This is a genomic window from Orenia marismortui DSM 5156, assembly GCF_000379025.1.
GTDB lineage: Bacteria > Bacillota > Halanaerobiia > Halobacteroidales > Halobacteroidaceae > Orenia > Orenia marismortui.
On record NZ_KB900617.1, the window covers coordinates 532,765 to 552,385 of the forward strand.

General features: G+C 31.3%; 19 protein-coding genes and 2 riboswitches. All 19 genes read right to left on the reverse strand.

Annotated features, from left to right (window positions below):
- Position 1: 1 nt before the first annotated feature.
- Positions 2-1,528 (reverse strand): cobyric acid synthase, encoded by a 1,527-nt coding sequence (locus OREMA_RS0102310; protein WP_018247677.1) that lies wholly within the window; start codon positions 1,526-1,528, stop codon positions 2-4.
- Between the two features lie 313 nt (positions 1,529-1,841).
- Positions 1,842-2,435, reverse strand: coding sequence for a bifunctional adenosylcobinamide kinase/adenosylcobinamide-phosphate guanylyltransferase (gene cobU / locus OREMA_RS0102315; protein ID WP_018247678.1), 594 nt, complete (start codon positions 2,433-2,435; stop codon positions 1,842-1,844).
- A gap of 87 nt (positions 2,436-2,522) precedes the next feature.
- Positions 2,523-2,927, reverse strand: coding sequence for an ExbD/TolR family protein (locus OREMA_RS0102325; RefSeq protein WP_018247680.1), 405 nt, complete (start codon positions 2,925-2,927; stop codon positions 2,523-2,525).
- Positions 2,917-3,534, reverse strand: coding sequence for a MotA/TolQ/ExbB proton channel family protein (locus tag OREMA_RS0102330; protein ID WP_018247681.1), 618 nt, complete (start codon positions 3,532-3,534; stop codon positions 2,917-2,919). Before OREMA_RS0102330 ends, OREMA_RS0102325 begins: the two co-directional genes overlap by 11 nt.
- Before the next feature lie 11 nt (positions 3,535-3,545).
- Positions 3,546-4,526, reverse strand: coding sequence for an energy transducer TonB (locus OREMA_RS0102335; RefSeq protein ID WP_018247682.1), 981 nt, complete (start codon positions 4,524-4,526; stop codon positions 3,546-3,548).
- 77 nt (positions 4,527-4,603) lie between these two features.
- Positions 4,604-6,418, reverse strand: coding sequence for a TonB-dependent receptor plug domain-containing protein (locus OREMA_RS0102340; RefSeq protein ID WP_018247683.1), 1,815 nt, complete (start codon positions 6,416-6,418; stop codon positions 4,604-4,606).
- A gap of 40 nt (positions 6,419-6,458) precedes the next feature.
- A complete protein-coding gene (locus OREMA_RS0102345) occupies positions 6,459-7,187 on the reverse strand; it encodes an AIR synthase related protein (RefSeq protein WP_018247684.1) in 729 nt (242 codons plus the stop codon).
- Between the two features lie 5 nt (positions 7,188-7,192).
- Entirely contained in the window at positions 7,193-7,669 is a 477-nt protein-coding gene (locus OREMA_RS0102350; RefSeq protein ID WP_018247685.1) for an ECF transporter S component, read from the reverse strand.
- A 27-nt stretch (positions 7,670-7,696) separates the two neighbouring features.
- On the reverse strand, positions 7,697-8,953 hold the full coding sequence (locus OREMA_RS0102355; protein ID WP_018247686.1) for a heme ABC transporter ATP-binding protein: 1,257 nt from the start codon (positions 8,951-8,953) through the stop codon (positions 7,697-7,699).
- Positions 8,954-9,050: 97 nt separating this feature from the next.
- Complete coding sequence (locus tag OREMA_RS0102360) at positions 9,051-10,094, reverse strand: FecCD family ABC transporter permease (protein ID WP_018247687.1); 1,044 nt, start codon at positions 10,092-10,094, stop codon at positions 9,051-9,053.
- Between the two features lie 16 nt (positions 10,095-10,110).
- A complete protein-coding gene (locus OREMA_RS0102365) occupies positions 10,111-11,016 on the reverse strand; it encodes an ABC transporter substrate-binding protein (protein WP_018247688.1) in 906 nt (301 codons plus the stop codon).
- A 117-nt stretch (positions 11,017-11,133) separates the two neighbouring features.
- Positions 11,134-11,303: riboswitch (cobalamin riboswitch) on the reverse strand.
- Positions 11,304-11,321: 18 nt separating this feature from the next.
- Positions 11,322-12,218: a mechanosensitive ion channel family protein gene (locus tag OREMA_RS0102370; RefSeq protein WP_040657268.1), complete on the reverse strand. Its 897-nt coding sequence runs from the start codon at positions 12,216-12,218 to the stop codon at positions 11,322-11,324.
- A gap of 367 nt (positions 12,219-12,585) precedes the next feature.
- Positions 12,586-12,777, reverse strand: a riboswitch (cobalamin riboswitch).
- Positions 12,778-13,103: 326 nt separating this feature from the next.
- Positions 13,104-13,430, reverse strand: coding sequence for a hypothetical protein (locus tag OREMA_RS0102375; protein WP_018247690.1), 327 nt, complete (start codon positions 13,428-13,430; stop codon positions 13,104-13,106).
- 33 nt (positions 13,431-13,463) lie between these two features.
- Entirely contained in the window at positions 13,464-14,201 is a 738-nt protein-coding gene (gene sigE / locus OREMA_RS0102380; RefSeq protein ID WP_018247691.1) for an RNA polymerase sporulation sigma factor SigE, read from the reverse strand.
- A 23-nt stretch (positions 14,202-14,224) separates the two neighbouring features.
- Positions 14,225-15,124, reverse strand: a complete 900-nt coding sequence (spoIIGA, locus tag OREMA_RS0102385) for a sigma-E processing peptidase SpoIIGA (protein ID WP_018247692.1) — start codon at positions 15,122-15,124, stop codon at positions 14,225-14,227.
- 159 nt (positions 15,125-15,283) lie between these two features.
- Positions 15,284-16,399: a cell division protein FtsZ gene (ftsZ, locus tag OREMA_RS0102390; protein WP_018247693.1), complete on the reverse strand. Its 1,116-nt coding sequence runs from the start codon at positions 16,397-16,399 to the stop codon at positions 15,284-15,286.
- Positions 16,400-16,424: 25 nt separating this feature from the next.
- Positions 16,425-17,714: a cell division protein FtsA gene (ftsA, locus tag OREMA_RS0102395; protein WP_018247694.1), complete on the reverse strand. Its 1,290-nt coding sequence runs from the start codon at positions 17,712-17,714 to the stop codon at positions 16,425-16,427.
- 129 nt (positions 17,715-17,843) lie between these two features.
- Positions 17,844-18,551, reverse strand: a complete 708-nt coding sequence (locus OREMA_RS0102400) for a cell division protein FtsQ/DivIB (protein WP_018247695.1) — start codon at positions 18,549-18,551, stop codon at positions 17,844-17,846.
- A gap of 131 nt (positions 18,552-18,682) precedes the next feature.
- Positions 18,683-19,618 (reverse strand): D-alanine--D-alanine ligase, encoded by a 936-nt coding sequence (locus OREMA_RS0102405; protein WP_018247696.1) that lies wholly within the window; start codon positions 19,616-19,618, stop codon positions 18,683-18,685.
- Between the last annotated feature and the right edge of the window lie 3 nt (positions 19,619-19,621).

Genomic DNA, 19,621 nt, shown 5'->3' on the forward strand with positions numbered 1-19,621 from the left:
ACTAAAACTCACCCTCTTCTAAAATGTCATAGATTAATTTCAGATCTATATTCTCTCTAACAATTTGAGCTAATTGATCATAGCTTTCCTCTAATCTTTCCTTGCTCACAGTAGATTCTTTCTTTAATTCATCCAAACCCTTCTTTCTTCTTAACTGATTAATAAAAGCTCTTCGAAAGCTATCATTATCAAAAATACCATGTAAATAGGTACCCCACACTAAGCCATCCTGACTACAAGCCCCCTCCATAATGTCTATTTCTTCTTCTGAACGAGAAGTTATCTTAAACATAGGATTGGCTTCTGATCCTAATCTGCTATCTCCAGCATGAATTTCATAAGCTTCAAGTTCTTTTTCAGTTAAAGATTTTAAAAAGCCTTCTTTTCCTTCAACTATAGCTTCAGTCTGATGGGTCAACTTATTTTGGCTAAATGTTGTCTCTACATCTAATAAAGCTAAACCTTTAATCTCTCTGATATTACCCTCAGTCAAATTAGGATCTAATAATCTCTTTCCTAAGATCTGGTATCCACCACAAATACCTACTATAGCTTTACCTTGTTTAGCATAATTAATTATCATTTCAGCTAATCCTGTCTCTTCTAAGTAATTTAAATCAGCAGTAGTATTCTTAGTTCCTGGAATAATAATTAAATCATAATTCTCTAGAGAATCATTAGCGCTTAGATATTCAACTTCCACTTCAGGTTCATAAGCTAATACATCAAAATCACTAAAATTAGAGATATGAGGAAGATTAATTATTCCAATCTTAATCTCTCTTTCTTGCTTACACAAGTTATCTAAAGAGAGTGAATCTTCATCAGGAATTTTAAAATCTTTACAACAAGGAATAACTCCTACTACCTTTTTTCCTGTTTTCTCCTCTAAAATATCAATCCCTGGCTTTAATAAATCATAATCACCCCGGAACTTATTTAAAATAATCCCTCTAACCAATCTTCGTTCTTTGGGCTCTAATAACTTCAATGTACCTACTACTGAAGCTAAAGCTCCACCTCGATCAATATCTGCCACTAACAAGACAGGAGTCTGATTTAATTTAGCCACCTTCATATTAGCAATATCCTGATCTTTAATATTTATCTCTGCTGGACTTCCTGCCCCTTCTAAGACTAGAATTTCAAATTCATTGCTCAGCTCTGCTAAAGAATCCTTAATAATCTCTAAAGCCCATTCAATATATTCTCTACTCTTTCTATCAGCTCTAAAATCTCCTATAGCCTTCCCCTTAACTATTATCTGAGCTATTCCTTCTCCCTTAGGCTTAACTAAGATAGGTTGCATCTTCTCTTTAATCTCAATCCCTGCTGCATCAGCTTGAACTGCTTGTGCTCGACCTATCTCACCACCTGCTTTAGTAACATAAGAATTTAAAGCCATATTCCAAGACTTGAAAGGCGCTACCTGATATCCATCTTGAGCAAATATCCGACAAAAGGCAGTGGCTAATATACTTTTACCAACATTAGAGGCTGTCCCTTGTAACATAATTCCTTTACTCATTTCTTTTCCTCCAGAAGATCAATTTAGAATTTATAGTTGATAATTGATAGTTAAAATAATAGTAAATAATGACTATTTATTAGTAAAAACACAGTTAAGATTAAGTGAAAATATAAATCCGAATAGCTATTGCTTATCAAATCTTCAACTATATCATCCATAGCAATACAAAGTAGCTATGAAAATTATAAAAATACTAGCTATCTATTATTTGCTCTTCACACCTCATTACTTATCACTCGCACCTTATTATTTATGATGCTTTTCCCTTGATTTTTTCTTTAATTATCAATTCTCAATTTTCCATTAACAATTATTCTTTAAACTCTTTTCTAACTTTTTCCCCTAGTTCTTTGATCTCAATCGGTAAACTAGCATAGGTTATATAAACCTCATCTGCACTATTAGCTAGCAACTGATTAGCTCTGCCAACAATATCACGATAAACTCTACCTAATTTATAATTTGGAACTAAACCTTGACCAAGCTCATTAGAAACTATCACCAAGATTAAATCTTTCTCTTCTACTTTAGCTATAATCTCTTCTATCTCTTGGATAATCCTTTCTTCTCTACCTTGAACATTGAAGTCATATTCATCTTCTGCCAAGTCTTCACCTTGCAATAATAAATTTGAAATTAAAAGAGTTAAACAATCTAATAATACAACCGACCCTTTATTCATTCGATCTAATACTTGAGCAATACTCTTAACTTCTTCTATAGTTGTCCATTCTTGGGGACGAGATTTACGATGCTTCTCTATTCGATCTACCATCTCCTGATCCCTACTTTCAGAAGTAGCAATATAAGTTACATCTTTTCCACCAAGCTTAGTAACTATCTCTTCTGCAAAACTACTCTTACCACTTCTAGCTCCTCCTAAAACTAGAATCAACTGGCTCATTATACCCCTCCTTTATCTACTAATGATCTAAAATCTTCATAAATTCCCATCATAGTAATAATTTTTCTACATAGCTGATTATCAAAGCTACTCATTATGCTCTTCCAAAGCAAAACTCAAGTTATCAACATCAGCTTTTTTAGCAGCATCCATCACCCCTATAACCTCTTGAAAAGCAACTTGCTGATCAGCAAAAATACTAATATTTTTTTGAGAATTATCCTTTAATTTTTCCTCTAACTTCAAAGCTAAATCCTCTAATTCTACTTTATCTTTACCTAGATAGATATTAGCCTCTTTAGTAATATAGATTTTCACCTCATTACTATTCTTTTCTTCTCTAGCTTGAGTTTTAGGTAATTGAATATTCTCCTTTACCTCTCTAATATTCAAGGTAGATGCTACTATAAAGAAGATTAATAATAAAAATACTACATCTATCATTGGCGCCAAATTCAACTCTAGATCATCTTTTTTTACTTTATATTTCATCATCTCCACCTATCTCTTTAATATAATTAATCAACTCTATTTCTCTTCTTTCACTATGATTAACTATCCCTTCTAACTTAGTAATAAAGAAATAATAGGCTGCTAGAGTCGGAAGAGAAATTATTAAACCTGTAGCTGTTGTAAATAAAGCTTCTGAAATCCCCCCTGCTAATTGCTGGGCTTCTCCATTCATAGATAAGATTTGAAAGGTTTTGATCATTCCTGTTACCGTTCCTAACAACCCCAAAGAAGGAGTTATCTTTCCTATAAAATTCAACACACCTAAATATCTTTCTAACTTAGGAAACTCCATTAATTTAACCTCTTCCATCTGGTTTTCTATCTCTTCAGCCCTTTTATTCCAATGTAGAATTCCTCGCTTTAAAACTTTAGTAATTGGTCCTTTGCTCTCTTCAGCTACTTTAATTGCTGCTTCAATCTTTCCCTCTTTAATATTAGCTTTAATTCTTTTGATCAACTCATCAGAAATTTGCTTATCAACCTTAGAAAATTGATATAACCGCTCAATTATGATCGCCATTGCAATTACTGAACAGATTAATAAAGGATAAATTACTATCCCACCTTTAGCTAACAAACCTTGCATCCCTTAACCTCCTAATTCAATCTAAAATTAACTGGTATTAAGACTAATGCTTCAACCTCTTTATCTTCTTTTTTAGTTGGACTAAATTGCCACTTCCTAACTGCTTCTACTGCAGCTTGGTCTAGCTTCTGATATCCTGATGATCTTTCAACCTTAATCCTCTTTACACTTCCTTGTTGATCTAAGAGTACTTTTAAAATCACTTTACCTTCAATCTCTCTTCGTCGCATACTTGCTGGATAGATAGGTTGTTGGTAATTAGTTAACTTCGGTAATACAACCCCTTTAGTCACTTTAGCTTGAGTTAAATCAACAGGATTCTTGCTTTTTTTTGTCTTCATATTTTTTTCAGCATTTATCTTATTCTTAGTCGCTTTCTTCTCTTTAGTTTTAACTTCTTCTGCTACAGCTTTGATCTCTTCTTCTTTACTTACTTGCTCTTTTTCTACCTTTTTCTTTTTTGGAAATTCTTTCACAACTCTTTTTTTCTTCTTTATTTCTTTATTTCTATCTTGTTTTACTTTTGCTTTGCCTTCACTTTTTTCTTTTACTTTACTTACTTCTTTAAGTTCTTCTTTCTTCTCCACTTCTAAGCGACTTTTCTTTATTTTCTTACCTTCAATCTTCTCTTTCTTTACTTCTTGAACTTCATCTTCTGCCAGATCATTCTTTTCTTCTATCTTTTCTTTTGGAGATATTCTCTCTTTTTCTTCCACTACCTTTTGGGCTATCTTCTCTTGCTTCTTATTGTCTGCCACCTCTTTTACTTCTTTAACTTCACTCTCCTTTTTGATATCTTTAGATTTAGTAATATCCAAGGTAGTAGCTTTAAAACTAACTTTTGGACTAGCTTTCTTTCTGCCTGTTGCTAAATCTTTTCCTAAACTAAGTTCAGGTATTAAATTAAATAAAGCTAGATGAATTCCTAAAGCTATAATAAGGGAAAGCTTTAATGGAGTGATCTTGCCCTTGATTTTTTCTATTAACTTCATTCTAATTTCCCTCCTTATCAACAAATAAGGAAAGGACAGAAATCTAGATATCTGCCCTTATAAAGTGACTAGTATAATTAAAACTTCTTACCTACTGTTAACATATAATTACGTTCTAACATTGGATAACCTTTATTAACCTGATATTTTCTATCAAACAAATTATTAATTCCTAAGGATAATTCTAAATTCTCTTTAATTTTCTTATTCAACTTTGCATCTACTACAAAATAACTAGGCAATTCCTCAGTTCGACCTGCCACTAACTGACCATTTAAAGATCCACTAATCTTTTTACCACTATAATTTAATCCTAAATTCAAGCTATGATAATTCCTGTAATCTAATCTTTGATCTGTTTTCTTATCCCTAGCATCTAAATAGGTATAATTAAAGTCAGCAGCTAGATTATCAGTTAAATATTTAGTTAAGATTAATTCTAGTCCCGATACCTTAGCTGTATTAATGTTTGAAGGTCTATATATACCGTCATTACCTGGAGCCCAATTTATTAAATCATTCACATCTCTCGTAAATAAATTTACTTCTCCTTTGAAGTTATTATCTAAATATCTTAGTCCAGTCTCATAAGCAAGAGCAGTTTCTGGCTCTAAATCAGGATTGCCTTCTGTATAATCATCTGCTGGCCAGTACAAATCATTATAAGTTGGAGTTCTATAGGCCTCTCCTACAGATACATGTAAATTCAACTTTGAATTAATAGTATATACTGCTCCTATTCTAGAACTAGTTTCACCCCCAAAGCTTTCATGGTTATCATAGCGACTTCCTAAAGTAAGCTTTAAATCATCAATTAACCTCCACTCATCTTGAATGAATATAGCTTTACTTAAATCATTATGTTCTCCATTCTCCGTACTATCAATTCTATTCTCTACTACTTCTCCACCATAACTTAAAGTGTGTGCATCATAGTATTTAATTTGATTAAAATCTAAAGTTAACCTTTCAGTATTATGTTCACTTGGACCATCATATCCCCACTTATCAGGATTATCATAAATATTTTGATGATCATTATAATAAAGAGCTATTTTACTATCACTATTTTCTGTCTGCTGATTCCATTGTAAATTAATATTCATATCTTCATCATCCTGCTGAGCATTAGGAGTTGTAGAACTTATTGGCCCTGGTGATCCCTTAGCTGAATCAGTATATTGTAGTGAAAATAATAAATCGGAATACTTATTTAACTCATAATTAAATTTAGCAAAAATATTCTCTTGATCTAATTCACTATTTTCACGATGACCATCTGATTTTTTCTTAGCTATAGATATATTATAACCCAATTTATCAGACTCACCTTGATGAATTAATTTATAATCTTGAGTATTAAATGATCCATAGCCTACTTTCATACTTGTTTCAGCGGTTTGGCTACCACTTTTAGTTATAATATTGATTACCCCTCCTAAAGCATTCGCGCCATACAATGCTGAGGCTGGACCTCTTAAAACTTCTATTCTCTCTATCTGTTCAATAGAGAATTGACTCAAATCAACACTTCCATTTTGACTACTATTCATTGGCTGACCATCGATTAAAATTAATACCTGCTCAGTGTCTGCACCACGAACTCTAATTGTCTTTTGACCTGCAGGACCACCATAGTCAGTAAAATTTATTCCTGCCATATTTCTTAATAAATCAGCCACATTATGAGCATTTTTCTGCTTAATCTCCTCTTCATCAATTACTTCCACACTTACTGCTGCTTCTGATAATTTCTCTTCATATTTAGAAGCAGTTACCACAATTTCATCTAAAGTTAAAATTTCTCCTTCCTTATCTTTAGCAAAAGCATTTCCTCCTACTAATAAATTTAATACTACTAGACTAAATAAAATAAAATTAAACCTTTTCATTTTTTCTTCCTCCACTTTTATCAATAAGTTTTTATTTCAATTATCCTAACCTTCCAATTACATTAATAGCTTTCTGAATATCTTCTTTTAATTTAAACAAATCGCCTTCAGCTATGCTTACTAATACAACTGTAGCAGGACCAGCTGATTTATCTAAATCTAATTTAGAGTTTAACAATTCTAAACTCAATTGATTGGATTTTGCTAATACATTGGCTTCATATAAAATTCCTTTAGATCCTACTGGCAATATTTCATGAATATAATCTAATTCTAAGATTTTCAAAACTAATTCCAAATCTGCAATCTGATCTCTATCCTCTACAACCTGATATCCTACCTTAGGCAATCCTAAAGCAATTATAAGATCACCTTTTTGAGAGATAGCCAACCTTAATTGATTTAAGGTAACAATCCCAATTGTAGTTACTCCTATTCCTGTTTGGACAGTAGTTATATTCTCTTCTGTACTTCCAGTTAATAAATTTTCAATTCCTACTATAGATAGTTCATCTTTAATACCTGCAATAATCTCCTTACCTGTAGGTTCTAACTCTACACTTAAGGTATCAATAATAGATATAGGCTTAGCTCCACTAGCTAGCAACTCCATTAAAGCCACTCTAGCTGTAAATTTACCTACTATATGGTTAGAAAGCTTTATCTTATCCTCTATTTTGCTACCTATTCCACCTGCAGAATCACAAGCAATCACCAAAAATTTCTCATCATCTAACTTTAAAATAGATATATCTCTAAAGTTATTCACTAAATTTACTCCTTACTAAAGAATTTGTTTAATATAACTGCTAAGAATATATTAGCTGCTGATGCTAATGTTAACATCGTAACTATTCCTATAAAAAGCCCTTGCCCTAAGAATGGAATTAAAAGAGCAGGTAAAATAATACCATTACAAACAATAGCTATGATTGCTGCTAATATAATATTTGTCTTGGCCAAATATCCAAATATAAGACCACACACCCCCATTAACAGAGCAATGATGATATGGAAAGGACCTAATACAAAACCAGCTATTAAAGCAGAAATCAAATGGCCAAATATCAAAATAACACTCCCAAATTTACCGCCTAAGAGTAATACTCCTAAATAACCAGGGAGAGAATCAAAAGCAATACTTCCAACAGGACTAGGAAATTTCAAATAAGCACCTACCCCTGATAAGGCAATTAATAAAGCACTTTTAACTAAACTTGCTATCTTTTTATCATCTACTTTCCCCTTCATCTATACACCTCCAATATAAGCTTTACATCAAAGCATCTTTATTTCTTCTAAAGCTTCAAATTCTTCTTTAACCACAACTACTTTTTCCCTTAATAATCTTTCAAATATCTCTCTTCCTTCTCCGCCAGTATAATCTTTATTCTTTAATTTACAACTGTTTACTACTATAACTCTTTTACTATTTCTTGCTGCCCACAAAACCGCTTTCAGATTAGCTAAGTTTCCTGCACCGATAGGTATATCAGTCAAAACTATCGTATCCACCTCTTTTATTTGGGTTAAATTCTTATTATGCTTCTCATCACTAATAGGAGTAAATGGATCTTCACTAATAGTTTCAATTTCTAAAGACTTCGCCAGCTCCCAATCAGAATCAGACCGATTTAAAACCCCACAGCTTAGTTGGTAGCCTGATTCAACTAAAGCCTGCATTAAATCTCTAGCACTCCCTCCACCACAAACTAAATGTATCTTATGATCTAATCTATCTTTAGTATGGATATTTTTATTATTTAAAGTAAGGTAGGGTCTTTTACTCAAATAATCTTGCTTAATCAGCAGTTTTAAACCATACACCTCTTCTATTTTTTTAGTGGTAACTACTTCCCGCGGAGTACCAAAGCTATGAATTTGCCCATCTTTAAGTAATAGCAATTTATCACAAAACTTAGCAGCTAAATTTAGGTCATGTAGAATAACTAAAATTGTTAAACTCTCTTTTTGATTTAGTCTTCTTAATAATTCCATTATCTCTATTTGATAGTTAATATCTAGATTAGAGGTGGGCTCATCTAATAATAAAAGCTCTGGTTCCTGGGCTAAACTTCTAGCCAAAACTACCCGCTGCCTTTCACCACCACTAAGCTGATTAATATATCTATCTGACAATTTTATAATATCTGTTAACTCCATAGCCTTTCTAGCTATCTTAATATCTTTAGAACTTTCTCCTTTCCATCGACTAACATAAGGAGCTCTACCCATTAAGACTATATCTTCTACTCTAAAATCAAAGTTTATATTAGTCTCTTGCGATACTATAGCTACTTGCCGTGCTAAATCTTTATTCTTAATCTTCTTTAAATCAAAATCATCTAAATAAACTATTCCCTTATTTGGCTTTAAAATATTACTGATATTCTTTAATAAAGTAGATTTACCAGAACCATTAGGCCCTATCAAACCAATAAATTCACCTTCTTTAATAGCAAAATTAATCTTAGTTAAAATATCTATTTGATCATATTGATAACTTAAGCTATCAACCTCTAATTTTATTGTCATTTATATCACTCCATCAATTACAGCAACTTGTTACTTATTACTAGTTACTAGTTACTTGTCACTTATCACTTATCACTTGTCACTGATATATTTAAAGTCAGATAGTCTTCTTAGTCTTTAATAAATAAAGAAAGAAGGGAGCCCCAAATAAAGCAGTAATAATTCCTACTGGAATCTCTGTTGGAGCAATTACTGTTCTAGCCAAGGTATCTGTTAAAATCAAAAATATTGCTCCTACTAAAGCTGAACTAGGAATTAAGATTCTATGATCTGATCCTACTAATAATCTAACAATATGTGGAACAATCAATCCAATAAAACCAATCAAACCTCCCACAGCTACCGCTGATCCAGTTAATAAGGATCCTACTACCAATAATATTTTTTTTAATTTCTCTACTTCAACTCCTAAGCTCTGAGCTGACTCCTCACCTAATAAAATCAAATTTAAATCCTTAGCTAAGAAATAAATTATAATATAAGCAATTATAATATAAAGCCAAACCATCTGCACTTCCTTCCAACCACTTGTAGCCAAACTACCCATAGTCCAAAATACAATTTGGTGCATACTATCATCATTAAAGACCATTAATAAAGATACAATTGCTGATAAAAAAGAACCTACTGCCACACCTGCTAATAATAGTGTTGCTATAGAAATTTTATGATTATATTTAGCTAAGTTATAAACAATAAAGACAGTTAACAAAGCACCTATAAAAGCTAATAAAGGAATAGTATTTAAATAATAAAGATCAAAATTTAATTTTAATATAAATCCTAGACTAGCTCCCAAAGAAGCTCCAGAAGAGATACCTATTATATAAGGATCAGCCATAGGGTTTTTTAATAAGGATTGAAACAAAGTACCTGCTGTTGCTAAAGCAACTCCTACTAAGGCAGCTAATAACACTCGTGGCAATCTAACCTTAAAGATAATGGTCTCCATAATTTCAAAATCATTCTGATTATTAATAAGCCCTTTCACTAGTGGGATTTTACTTGCTATTAGCTTAGCTAACTTAAAAAAAGGTAACTTTACTGCACCTAAGCTCACTGCCAGCATTAATGTTAATATTAAAAAAATAACTAGTCCAACTATAATTAATCTCCATTTTATCTTCTTATCATTTATCATCTTTTCAACTCTTTTCTTAATCAAATAATTCTGGGTGAATTGCTTTAGCTATCTTTTCTAAAGCAATAATAATCCGCGGTCCAGCTCTATTAACAATATCAGGATTCAAAATATAAATTCTCCCTTGCTTAATTGCTTTGATCTTCCCGAAATTTTCTCGCTCTTTAACTGCTTCTTTGCTAAATTTACCTTCTACACCATGATTAGAAAGCAGATAAATATCAGGGTTCTTAGCCAATAATACCTCAAAATTATACTGAGGCCATACTCCCTTAGCATCATGAGCAATATTAATGCCACCGGCTAAATAAATTAAGTCATCAACATAAGTACCAGGACCTGCAGTATATAAAGGTTCTTGCCAAACTTCATAAAAAACTTTCAACCTTGGTTCATCTGCTACAATTTGGCTTATCTTTTCTATCTTATCTCTCATCTTAGTAGTTAATCTACTAGCTTCTTCAACTTGTCCAGTGGCTTTTCCAATTAAAGAGATAGAGTCAATAATCTCATCTATACTTTTAGGATTAAATCCAATAACTTTAATTCCAAATTGTTCTAATTTAAATACCAAATCTTTAGGTGTAATCCCACTTGCCAAAACTAAATCTGGTCTTAATTGTAATATCCTCTCTAAATTTATTCCCTTAATTGTACCAACTTTAGTTATTTTAGTAGCAGCTTCTGGATAATCAGCATATTGACTTACCCCAACTACCTCTTCTCCTAAACCAAGTTCAAATAAAATTTCGGTATTACTAGGTGCTAAAGAAATGATTCTAGTTGGTCTTTCTTCAATAATAACTTCACGACCTAAATCATCAATAACCCTTATAGGAAAATTAGCTGCTCTTACAAGATTGCTTCCAATCAATAAAAGAAATAAACTTATTAACACAATCACTTTAGACTTTAACTTCACTACCTTATCTCCTCCTAAAAATAAAATTCCCCAATCTTCATAAATAAGATTGGGGATAATTTAGGCATAACCTACCCTATGCACTAAATTATCTACTTATCTTGCTACCGAAGATCTAATAGATTAATTGACTAGGCAGGTCTCCTGGCTTCCAGCTTAACTATAATTAATAATCTTTAACTATATAATCTAATTGCTGGTCACAGTGGCGGGCCCGCTCAGGATTCTCCCTGATTCCCTATTCTCCCTAAGCCATAGCTAAGGGCACCTAGTAACTCTATTTCTATTTTAAATTGTCTTAATAATTATTCGTTGCTTCCTAAAAATTTACCCTCTTCAGTCCTACGATAAAGGCGACTGGTTGGATAAGCAAATTCAATATTATCTTCATCCTTGAATTTTTTTAAAATACTTTCATTAATTTGATTCTCTGAAATCCTCCTTTTGCGTACACTGGTTAAATACCTTAAAGTTACCTGTACACCACTTGACTTGATCTCTACATAAGCAATTGGTGTAAATTTACCATACTTAATCATATAATTCTTACTCATCTTAATTATTCTTCTTCTTGCCCTTTCTTCTATCTCTTCTTCACTATGTTCATAGCCTGTTTCTAATACTATTTTTTTTGCCCTTTCCCAGTCACTTTCAAAGGTAACTAAGAACTTAATCTCATTCCAAATACAACCAAAACCACGAGTATAATTAAACAATGCTGCTTTAAAGATAGTACTATTAGGTATATTCACTAAGCGTCCTGTACTTTGGTCTGCTTCCACCCAATTTCCTACTTCTAATAAAGTAGTATAAAAAACCCTGATATCAATTACATCTCCCTGAACCTGATCCCACTCAATTCTATCTCCTAACCCAAAGGGTCTACGCAAAATTATTAATAACCAACCTGCAATATTAAGTAAGACCTGGTGTAAAGCTAAAGCCAAACCAGCTGATAAAAAACCTAAATAGGTTGTTAAACTTGATGGATCCTCTAACCAAATAAATGTAATTATAATTGAATCTATAAAAAATATAATATAATAAGTAAAACGTCTTGATTGATGGCGCCTTTTAAAATCTTCTACTTTATTATTAATAAATCTAACTACCCAAAATCCTATCAGATATGTGATAACTACTATTCCAGTTGATAATATCAACTTTCTTATTAAAGGATCATCAAAGTTAAGAGCATCCATTATCAAAACTAACACTCCCTATTAATTAAATTTAAAGATAATTTTTTATTCTAATCTATATCTATGAACAATTATAAATCTCTATTGTTACTCCATATAATCTTACTCAATAGAGTTTATACTATTCCAAACTAAAAAATAATTCCACTAACTAATTAGTTATTAATAATTATTTATCTTGATTAATATCTAATTCATCTTAGCTTTTAAGACTAAGCAGCAATTACTAACCTCTCAAGCTGACTATAAAAGAAATATTCTTATTTTTCTCTTATCTCTAACTTTAATTCTTTCATAAATATAAAAACCCTTAACCATAGGCATAGTAAGGGTGTAATTATGCCTATCTTAGTACCCGAAGATAGTTAGTTATCTAATTTATTAGGCAGGTCTCCTGACTTCTAGCCTAGAATTAGACTTTCCTTCCCTAGAATATAATTTCTAAGTGGATAAAAAAATCTAATAAACTAGTTACAGTGGCGGGTCCGCTCAGGATTTTCACCTGATTCCCTATTCTCTTTTAGTCCTTACTAAAAGCACCTAATAAAGATATTTTATTGTACTTAATCATAGGGATTCTATAAAACTAATACTTTTCCTGCTTTAAAGTATAATTTTTTTAGCAGCTAAGCTTATATAACTTTAGAATCAAATTTAAATATGTCGTTATAGATAGATAAAGCGACAGTTTCGGCGATAGGAGATAGGTGATAGGTATTAGGAAAAACTAACTCCCAACTCCTAGCACCTATCACCTAAAAGTGTCGCTATATAACCATTAAATTTTATGCTTGGAGATCTATATTTTTTATAATTAATATAAAATTTTCAGGAGACCTTATCATCTTTATAAAATAGAAAAAACAACCACCTAATAGATGGTTGTTAATAGACCAAACTTAATCTACAATTAGAAATACAATGCTTCTCTGCTTTTGCTTCTTCTTGCTTTTTAATCCCTTCTATCCATTTTAGATCATTCTCACTAAAGATATTATTTGGAATTAAGTATCTTTCTCCTTTTAAATTTAATATAGTATACTTATTATCCTTCACTTCACTTAATACCTGTGCCCCATTATCCATCAAATATTTATAGATCTTTTGATATCTCATTTTTTCAGGTACATTATAAATTAATCTATCTGACATTCCAAAAAACTCTTTCATTAACTCTGTGCTAGTAAATACTTCTCCTTTAGAAACTCTCATTCATCTTCCCCCTGTTTATATGATAAAGTATGTTTATTTCATCTTATCAATTTCAATTTGAAGTTTCTCTATAATCCTCTTTTCCAACCTAGAGATATAAGATTGAGAAATACCTAATATATCTGCTACTTCTTTTTGAGTTAATTCTTGTTTGTTCTTTTGTAGACCAAAACGTAAGATCATAATCTTTTTTTCACGAGTTGTTAGATTTTCCATTGCCTCTATTAATAATTCTTTGTCTACTTCCTCTTCAATATACTTATAAATCAAATCAATTTCTGTACCTAATACATCTGACAATTTCAGCTCATTGCCATCCCAATCAACATTTAAGGGCTCATCAAAAGAAATTTCACTTCTTTTTTTATTATTCTTTCTTAAATACATTAAAATTTCATTTTCAATACAACGTGAAGCATAAGTTGCCAACTTAATATTTTTACTAACATCAAAAGTATTAACAGCTTTGATTAGCCCTATGGTTCCAATTGATACTAAATCTTCAATATCAATGCCAGTATTATCAAATTTTCTAGCAATATACACTACTAAACGAAGATTCCTTTCAATTAAAACACTTCTAACAGCTTGATCTCCCTTCTCTAATTTAGCTAATAAATACTCCTCTTCTTTATTAGATAATGGTGGTGGCAAGGCCTCACTATTTCCTACATAAAAAACACTTTTAGCATTATAAAGACCTAATATCTGTAAAATTTTAATAATATAAAGACGAATTCTTAACTTAGTTTTTATAAGTAAAGAATACATAAAAACCCCTCCTTAATTTATTATCAACGAAGAACTTCTGGATTTAACAAAGCCTGATAGTTATTCTCTTGATCTAGAATTCTATCTTGTAAAGCTATAATTACACGTTCAGTTACAAAGATTTCATCCTTAGTTACAACTGTTATCTTATCTGGTCTGAATCCAATTAACATTCCATTATGTTTTCCAATAGATGAAAAAGGAATTAATCTAAACCTACTAGACCAAGGTGTATCAGTCATTTCATTTAATAACTTACTACTGTCATCTTTGTATAAATAAAAAGCATCTTTTACTTGATCTGGAATAACATCTAACATAGCTTCAATTTCAACAACTACAACAGGTACTCTAGTTAATGGATCTTGTAACTGGTTACCTGTATCAACTAATGCTTTAACTTTTAGTAGCCTCTCATCAAATTTAATAATAATTGGTATACAAAATATATCAGGTAGTAATTTGTACTGAATAAACATCCAACCAAATTTACCTATAATGATTATTAATAAAAATCCTAAAATAATAATCCATAAATTATCTGGTGAAATATTTAATACCTGAGCCAAATTATCTAAAGGACTTCCTCCAGTCAAATTATATAGAGCAAAGATAGCACCAGCTGTAACAAAAGTTATTAAATAAAAATATCCAATAGTTTTCACAAGCTGCTTACGGGATAATGGAGCAAAAGCAATTAAGATCATAATTATTGAAATTAAAAAATGAATATAAATTCTATTTAAAAACCTGAATTGAGGTAAAATAATTATAATTGTATAAACTGTAGCCAACACAGAGGTTATTAATAATCTCCAAATACTATACTCTAAATCAGATAATTTAGCTGAAGCCCATAAAATCAAATAATTCATTATTAAGTTAATAAAAGATAAAAGATCTAAATACACAACTAGCTTCATTTAATATAATCACCTGCTTCACTCCCTTATTAACAAGTATATTATTATAATTTTAAAATATAACTAAAATTTTTAGATAAAAATACAAAATAAAATCTATTTTAGTTTTTTTATGTCGAAATAAAAAAATCTCGATACCCCTTGGTATCGAGATTTAAACTAAATTTTTCTATTTCTTCTTAAAAAAGCAGGAATATCCAAGTCATCATTGGAAAAAGGCTTTATATTCAAATCATTATTACTCACAACTTCTTGCTCTTCTTCCTCTTCTTTTTTAGCAACTGTGTTATTTGGTTGAGCCTCTTTATTATTAGTCTTATCTTCTTGATCAAATCCAGTAGCAATAACTGTTACTTTTATTTCATTTTCTAGACTTTCATCTACAACTGTACCTAAGATTATATTTGCTTCAGGGTCAGCTACTTCAGAAATTACTTTAGCTGCTTCATTAGTTTCATGTAAGCCTAAATCTTTGCCACCAGTAATATTAAGTAATACTCCTTTAGCTCCCTCAATAGAAGCTTCTAATAAAGGAGAAGCTATTGCAGCCTTAGCAGCATCTGCAGCTCTATTATCTCCTGTAGCCCTTCCTATTCCCATTAAAGCAGAGCCCGCATCAGTCATAATAGTCTTTACATCTGCAAAGTCTAAGTTAATTAAACCAGTAATAGTAATTAAATCAGAAATACCCTGTACACCTTGTCTTAGTACATCATCTGAAGTTTTAAATGCATCTATCAAAGTTGTTTGTTTCTCCACAACTTCTAATAACCTATCATTAGGAATTATAATCAAAGTATCTACTTTATCTTTTAAATTTTTAATACCTAATTGAGCCTTTTGCATTCTTTGTCGTCCTTCAACTGTAAAAGGCTTTGTAACTACTCCAACTGTTAGAGCGCCAGATTCTTTAGCAACCTCAGCAACCACTGGAGCTGCACCAGTACCAGTTCCACCACCCATACCAGCTGTAATAAATACCATATCTGATCCACTTAAAGCCTCTGCAATCATTTCACGACTCTCTTCGGCAGCTTCTTGCCCTATTTCAGGATTAGCTCCTGCTCCTAAACCATTAGTTAACTTCTCTCCTATCTTAAGTGTTACTTCTGCCCTTGAGGCAACTAAAGCCTGACCATCAGTATTTACTGCAATAAATTCAACACCTTTTAAACCAGATTCTATCATTCTATTGACAGCATTATTACCACCGCCACCAACTCCAACTACTTTTATATTGGCAAATTGCCCCATTTCAGAACCAAATTCAAACATCAATACTCCTCCCTTGCTCAGATAATTAGAATATATTTCTAAACCATTTACCTACTTTGTCAAATAGCTCTTTAATTACTTGGTCTTCCTCTATATCTCCTAGAGAACTATTTTCTTCAAAAGTTTCTGCTCCATAGTGGACTAAACCAACACCAGTAGAAAAGATAGCTCCATTATCTTCGGAAAATTGGGTATAACCTTCACCAATATCATAAATAGAACCATCTAAATATTCAAGTATACTATCTATATTAGCAGGTACACCAATTCTAACTGGTAAACCTAATTTCTTAGATGCCAACTCAGGAATTCCATTCAATAAAGATCCACCACCAGTTACAACTACTCCAGCAGGAATTAATCCTTCATACCCCGCTTTATATATCTCTTGTTTTACTAGAGTAAATATCTCATCTACTCTAGGTTCAATAATATCACACAACAGTTTACGAGAAATAGTTCTTGATTTTTTTCCACAAGTATCTAATACTTCAATCTTTTCGTTTTCATCAATCAGACTAGCACTAGCACATCCATATTGAATTTTTAACCGTTCAGCATTATGCATTGGAGTTCTCATCCCTACAGCTATATCACTAGTAACATGGTCACCACCAACAGGTAAAATAGACGTATACCAAATACTGCCTTCTTTAAAGATTGCAATATCTGTAGTCCCTCCACCCATATCTACTAATACTACACCTAAATCTTTTTCGCTAGATGACAATATGGCTTTGCTTGCAGCTAATGGTTGTAATACAATTCCTTCTACACCCAAATTAGCCTGATTAACACTTTTTACTAAATTTTGAATAGATGTTACAGAGCCAGTAACAATATGAGTTTCTGCCTCTAACCTAACCCCAGACATTCCTAACGGATACTTAATATCTTTACAGCCATCCACAATAAACTCACGAGGTAAAACATGAATTATTTCACGTTCTGGGGGAATAGAAATAATTTTAGTAGCCTCAATAACACGTTCAATATCATTTCTAGTGATCTCTTTATTTTCACCTGTTACTGCTACTACACCATGACTATTATTAGATGAGATATGTGAGCCAGCAATTCCAACAAAGACTGCTTCTAACTCTACACCAGCCATTCTCTCCGCTTTAACTACTGCTTTCTCAATAGAAGATACAGTATCATCTATATCAACAACCATACCTTTTTTTAATCCAGTAGAAGGGCTGGTACCAATACCAATTATCTCTGGATCTTTATTTTCATTAATTTCAGCAATAATTGTACAAACTTTGGTAGTTCCTACATCAATACCAGCAATTATATTTCTACGTGCCACTAAAAGCCCCCCTTTCTATAAAAATTAATATTTTTATTTGAAATCGAAATCTATATATAGTTCTTTTTAATGTTAATTTCAACAAATATATTTAATTTCCTCTTTTCAGAACTATATTTTCTTGAAAAACTATTTTTCTAATTTAACAACAGTATTATTTTTATACCTCAAATCTATATATTTTACTTTCTTTGCTTGAGATTTGAGGTCATTATAAACAGAAATAAATATCTGAGCTTTAGTTTTAGTATCAAATTTTTTCCCTAACTTTACAACTCCACCACCCAGTAAATATAGCTCAATACCCTTATCCTTAGAAATATTAAGTTCAGATACTTCTTTTAATATCTGATCTGATAACAAATCTAAGTAATCTATGGCTAATTTAAGTTCAGTAGTAAATTTAACCTTATCATCATGATTAGCAATCTTCACTCCAGTAATAAGAGGTAAATCCCATTCAGCTAAATTTTTGCTTGTAGCTATAACCCATCCTTGATTATCAATTATTTGATAAGATGACTTAAGACCTACTATAGCCACAGGACGTCTTTCATTGATTTCTAGGATTAATTTGTTAGGCAAATCCCTTTTGACAGCAACACCTTTGACCTGTTGTAAACCCAGTAATCTTTTAGCTATTTCTTGTCTATCTATCTTAAATATATTAATATCCTTCACTTTAGAAAAATTAACTATATATTCATCAGACAATAATTTGTTACCAACTATTTCTATTTCTGTCACTAGAAAATAATTAGAATTAATTAGACTCAATATAGCAATAACTGATAATACACCAATAGATATCAAATAAATAGTACGATGCTTGTCCATACTGCCACCTCATCTAAAAATATAATGGACTCTTCAACTACATTGTAACAGAAAACCCAAAAAAAGTTAAATGTTTTTTATATAAATTAAATAAAAATTAAGAGTTAGTTAATACTAACTCTTAATTTAAACTAATTTAAAGCATATTCTAATATCATAACTACTAATTTATCAAAATCAATTCCTATGGCTTCGGCTGCCTGGGGAAGAAGACTTGTTTCAGTCATTCCAGGAATAGTATTTACTTCTAATACATATGCCTCACCTTCAGAATTAACTCTTAAATCAACTCTTGCCATTCCTTTACACTTAAGAGCTTTATAAGCCTTTAGAGCCAATTCCTCTGATTGCCTATATACAGCTTCATCCAATTTAGCTGGTATAATAAACTCTGTCATACCTTTAGTATATTTAGCCTGAAAATCATAGATTCCTTCTTTTGGCTTAATTTCGATAATAGGTAAAACTTGAGGTTCTTCATTTCCTAATAGAGCAATAGTTATTTCCCTACCTGCTATATATTCTTCCACTAAAACTTCTTTATCATACTTTAAAGCCTCTTGAAAAGCATCTATTAATCTATCTTTCTGATCGACTATTGATAAACCAATACTTGACCCTTCCAAAGAAGGCTTTATAACTACAGGTAAGCCTAAATCTGATATTAATTTATCTTTGCTTTCTTCTAAATCATCCATACTATCAGAATTTAAAATTAAAAATTTGGGAGTACTGATATTTAAATGTTCAAAGATTCTTTTGGACATAATCTTATCCATAGCTAGAGCACTTGATAACACTCCAGATCCAGTATAATCAATTTCTTCCAATTCGAGTAATCCTTGAATAGTACCATCCTCACCATAACGACCATGTAAAGCAATAAACGCTATATCTATATCATTTTCTATTAGTGTGTTATGAAAATTATTCTTTGGATCAATATCAATTGTGTTATATCCTTGTCGATTCAGTGAATCTAATATAGCTTTACCGGTTTTTAAAGAAATTTCTCTTTCAGCAGATTTTCCACCTCTAATAACAGCAATTTTTTTATCCTTCAACATTTA

Excerpts from the sequence above, each read along its gene's own strand:
- OREMA_RS0102310 (WP_018247677.1), bottom strand. The coding sequence starts at position 1,528 with ATGAGTAAAGGAATTATGTTACAAGGGACAGCCTCTAATGTTGGTAAA.
- cobU (WP_018247678.1), bottom strand. The coding sequence starts at position 2,435 with ATGAGCCAGTTGATTCTAGTTTTAGGAGGAGCTAGAAGTGGTAAGAGT.
- OREMA_RS0102325 (WP_018247680.1), bottom strand. The coding sequence starts at position 2,927 with ATGAAATATAAAGTAAAAAAAGATGATCTAGAGTTGAATTTGGCGCCA.
- OREMA_RS0102330 (WP_018247681.1), bottom strand. The coding sequence starts at position 3,534 with ATGCAAGGTTTGTTAGCTAAAGGTGGGATAGTAATTTATCCTTTATTA.
- OREMA_RS0102335 (WP_018247682.1), bottom strand. The coding sequence starts at position 4,526 with ATGAAGTTAATAGAAAAAATCAAGGGCAAGATCACTCCATTAAAGCTT.
- OREMA_RS0102340 (WP_018247683.1), bottom strand. The coding sequence starts at position 6,418 with ATGAAAAGGTTTAATTTTATTTTATTTAGTCTAGTAGTATTAAATTTA.
- OREMA_RS0102350 (WP_018247685.1), bottom strand. The coding sequence starts at position 7,669 with ATGAAGGGGAAAGTAGATGATAAAAAGATAGCAAGTTTAGTTAAAAGT.
- OREMA_RS0102355 (WP_018247686.1), bottom strand. The coding sequence starts at position 8,953 with ATGACAATAAAATTAGAGGTTGATAGCTTAAGTTATCAATATGATCAA.
- OREMA_RS0102360 (WP_018247687.1), bottom strand. The coding sequence starts at position 10,094 with ATGATAAATGATAAGAAGATAAAATGGAGATTAATTATAGTTGGACTA.
- OREMA_RS0102370 (WP_040657268.1), bottom strand. The coding sequence starts at position 12,218 with ATGGATGCTCTTAACTTTGATGATCCTTTAATAAGAAAGTTGATATTA.
- OREMA_RS0102375 (WP_018247690.1), bottom strand. The coding sequence starts at position 13,430 with ATGAGAGTTTCTAAAGGAGAAGTATTTACTAGCACAGAGTTAATGAAA.
- sigE (WP_018247691.1), bottom strand. The coding sequence starts at position 14,201 with ATGTATTCTTTACTTATAAAAACTAAGTTAAGAATTCGTCTTTATATT.
- spoIIGA (WP_018247692.1), bottom strand. The coding sequence starts at position 15,124 with ATGAAGCTAGTTGTGTATTTAGATCTTTTATCTTTTATTAACTTAATA.
- ftsZ (WP_018247693.1), bottom strand. The coding sequence starts at position 16,399 with ATGTTTGAATTTGGTTCTGAAATGGGGCAATTTGCCAATATAAAAGTA.
- OREMA_RS0102400 (WP_018247695.1), bottom strand. The coding sequence starts at position 18,551 with ATGGACAAGCATCGTACTATTTATTTGATATCTATTGGTGTATTATCA.
- OREMA_RS0102405 (WP_018247696.1), bottom strand. The coding sequence starts at position 19,618 with ATGTTGAAGGATAAAAAAATTGCTGTTATTAGAGGTGGAAAATCTGCT.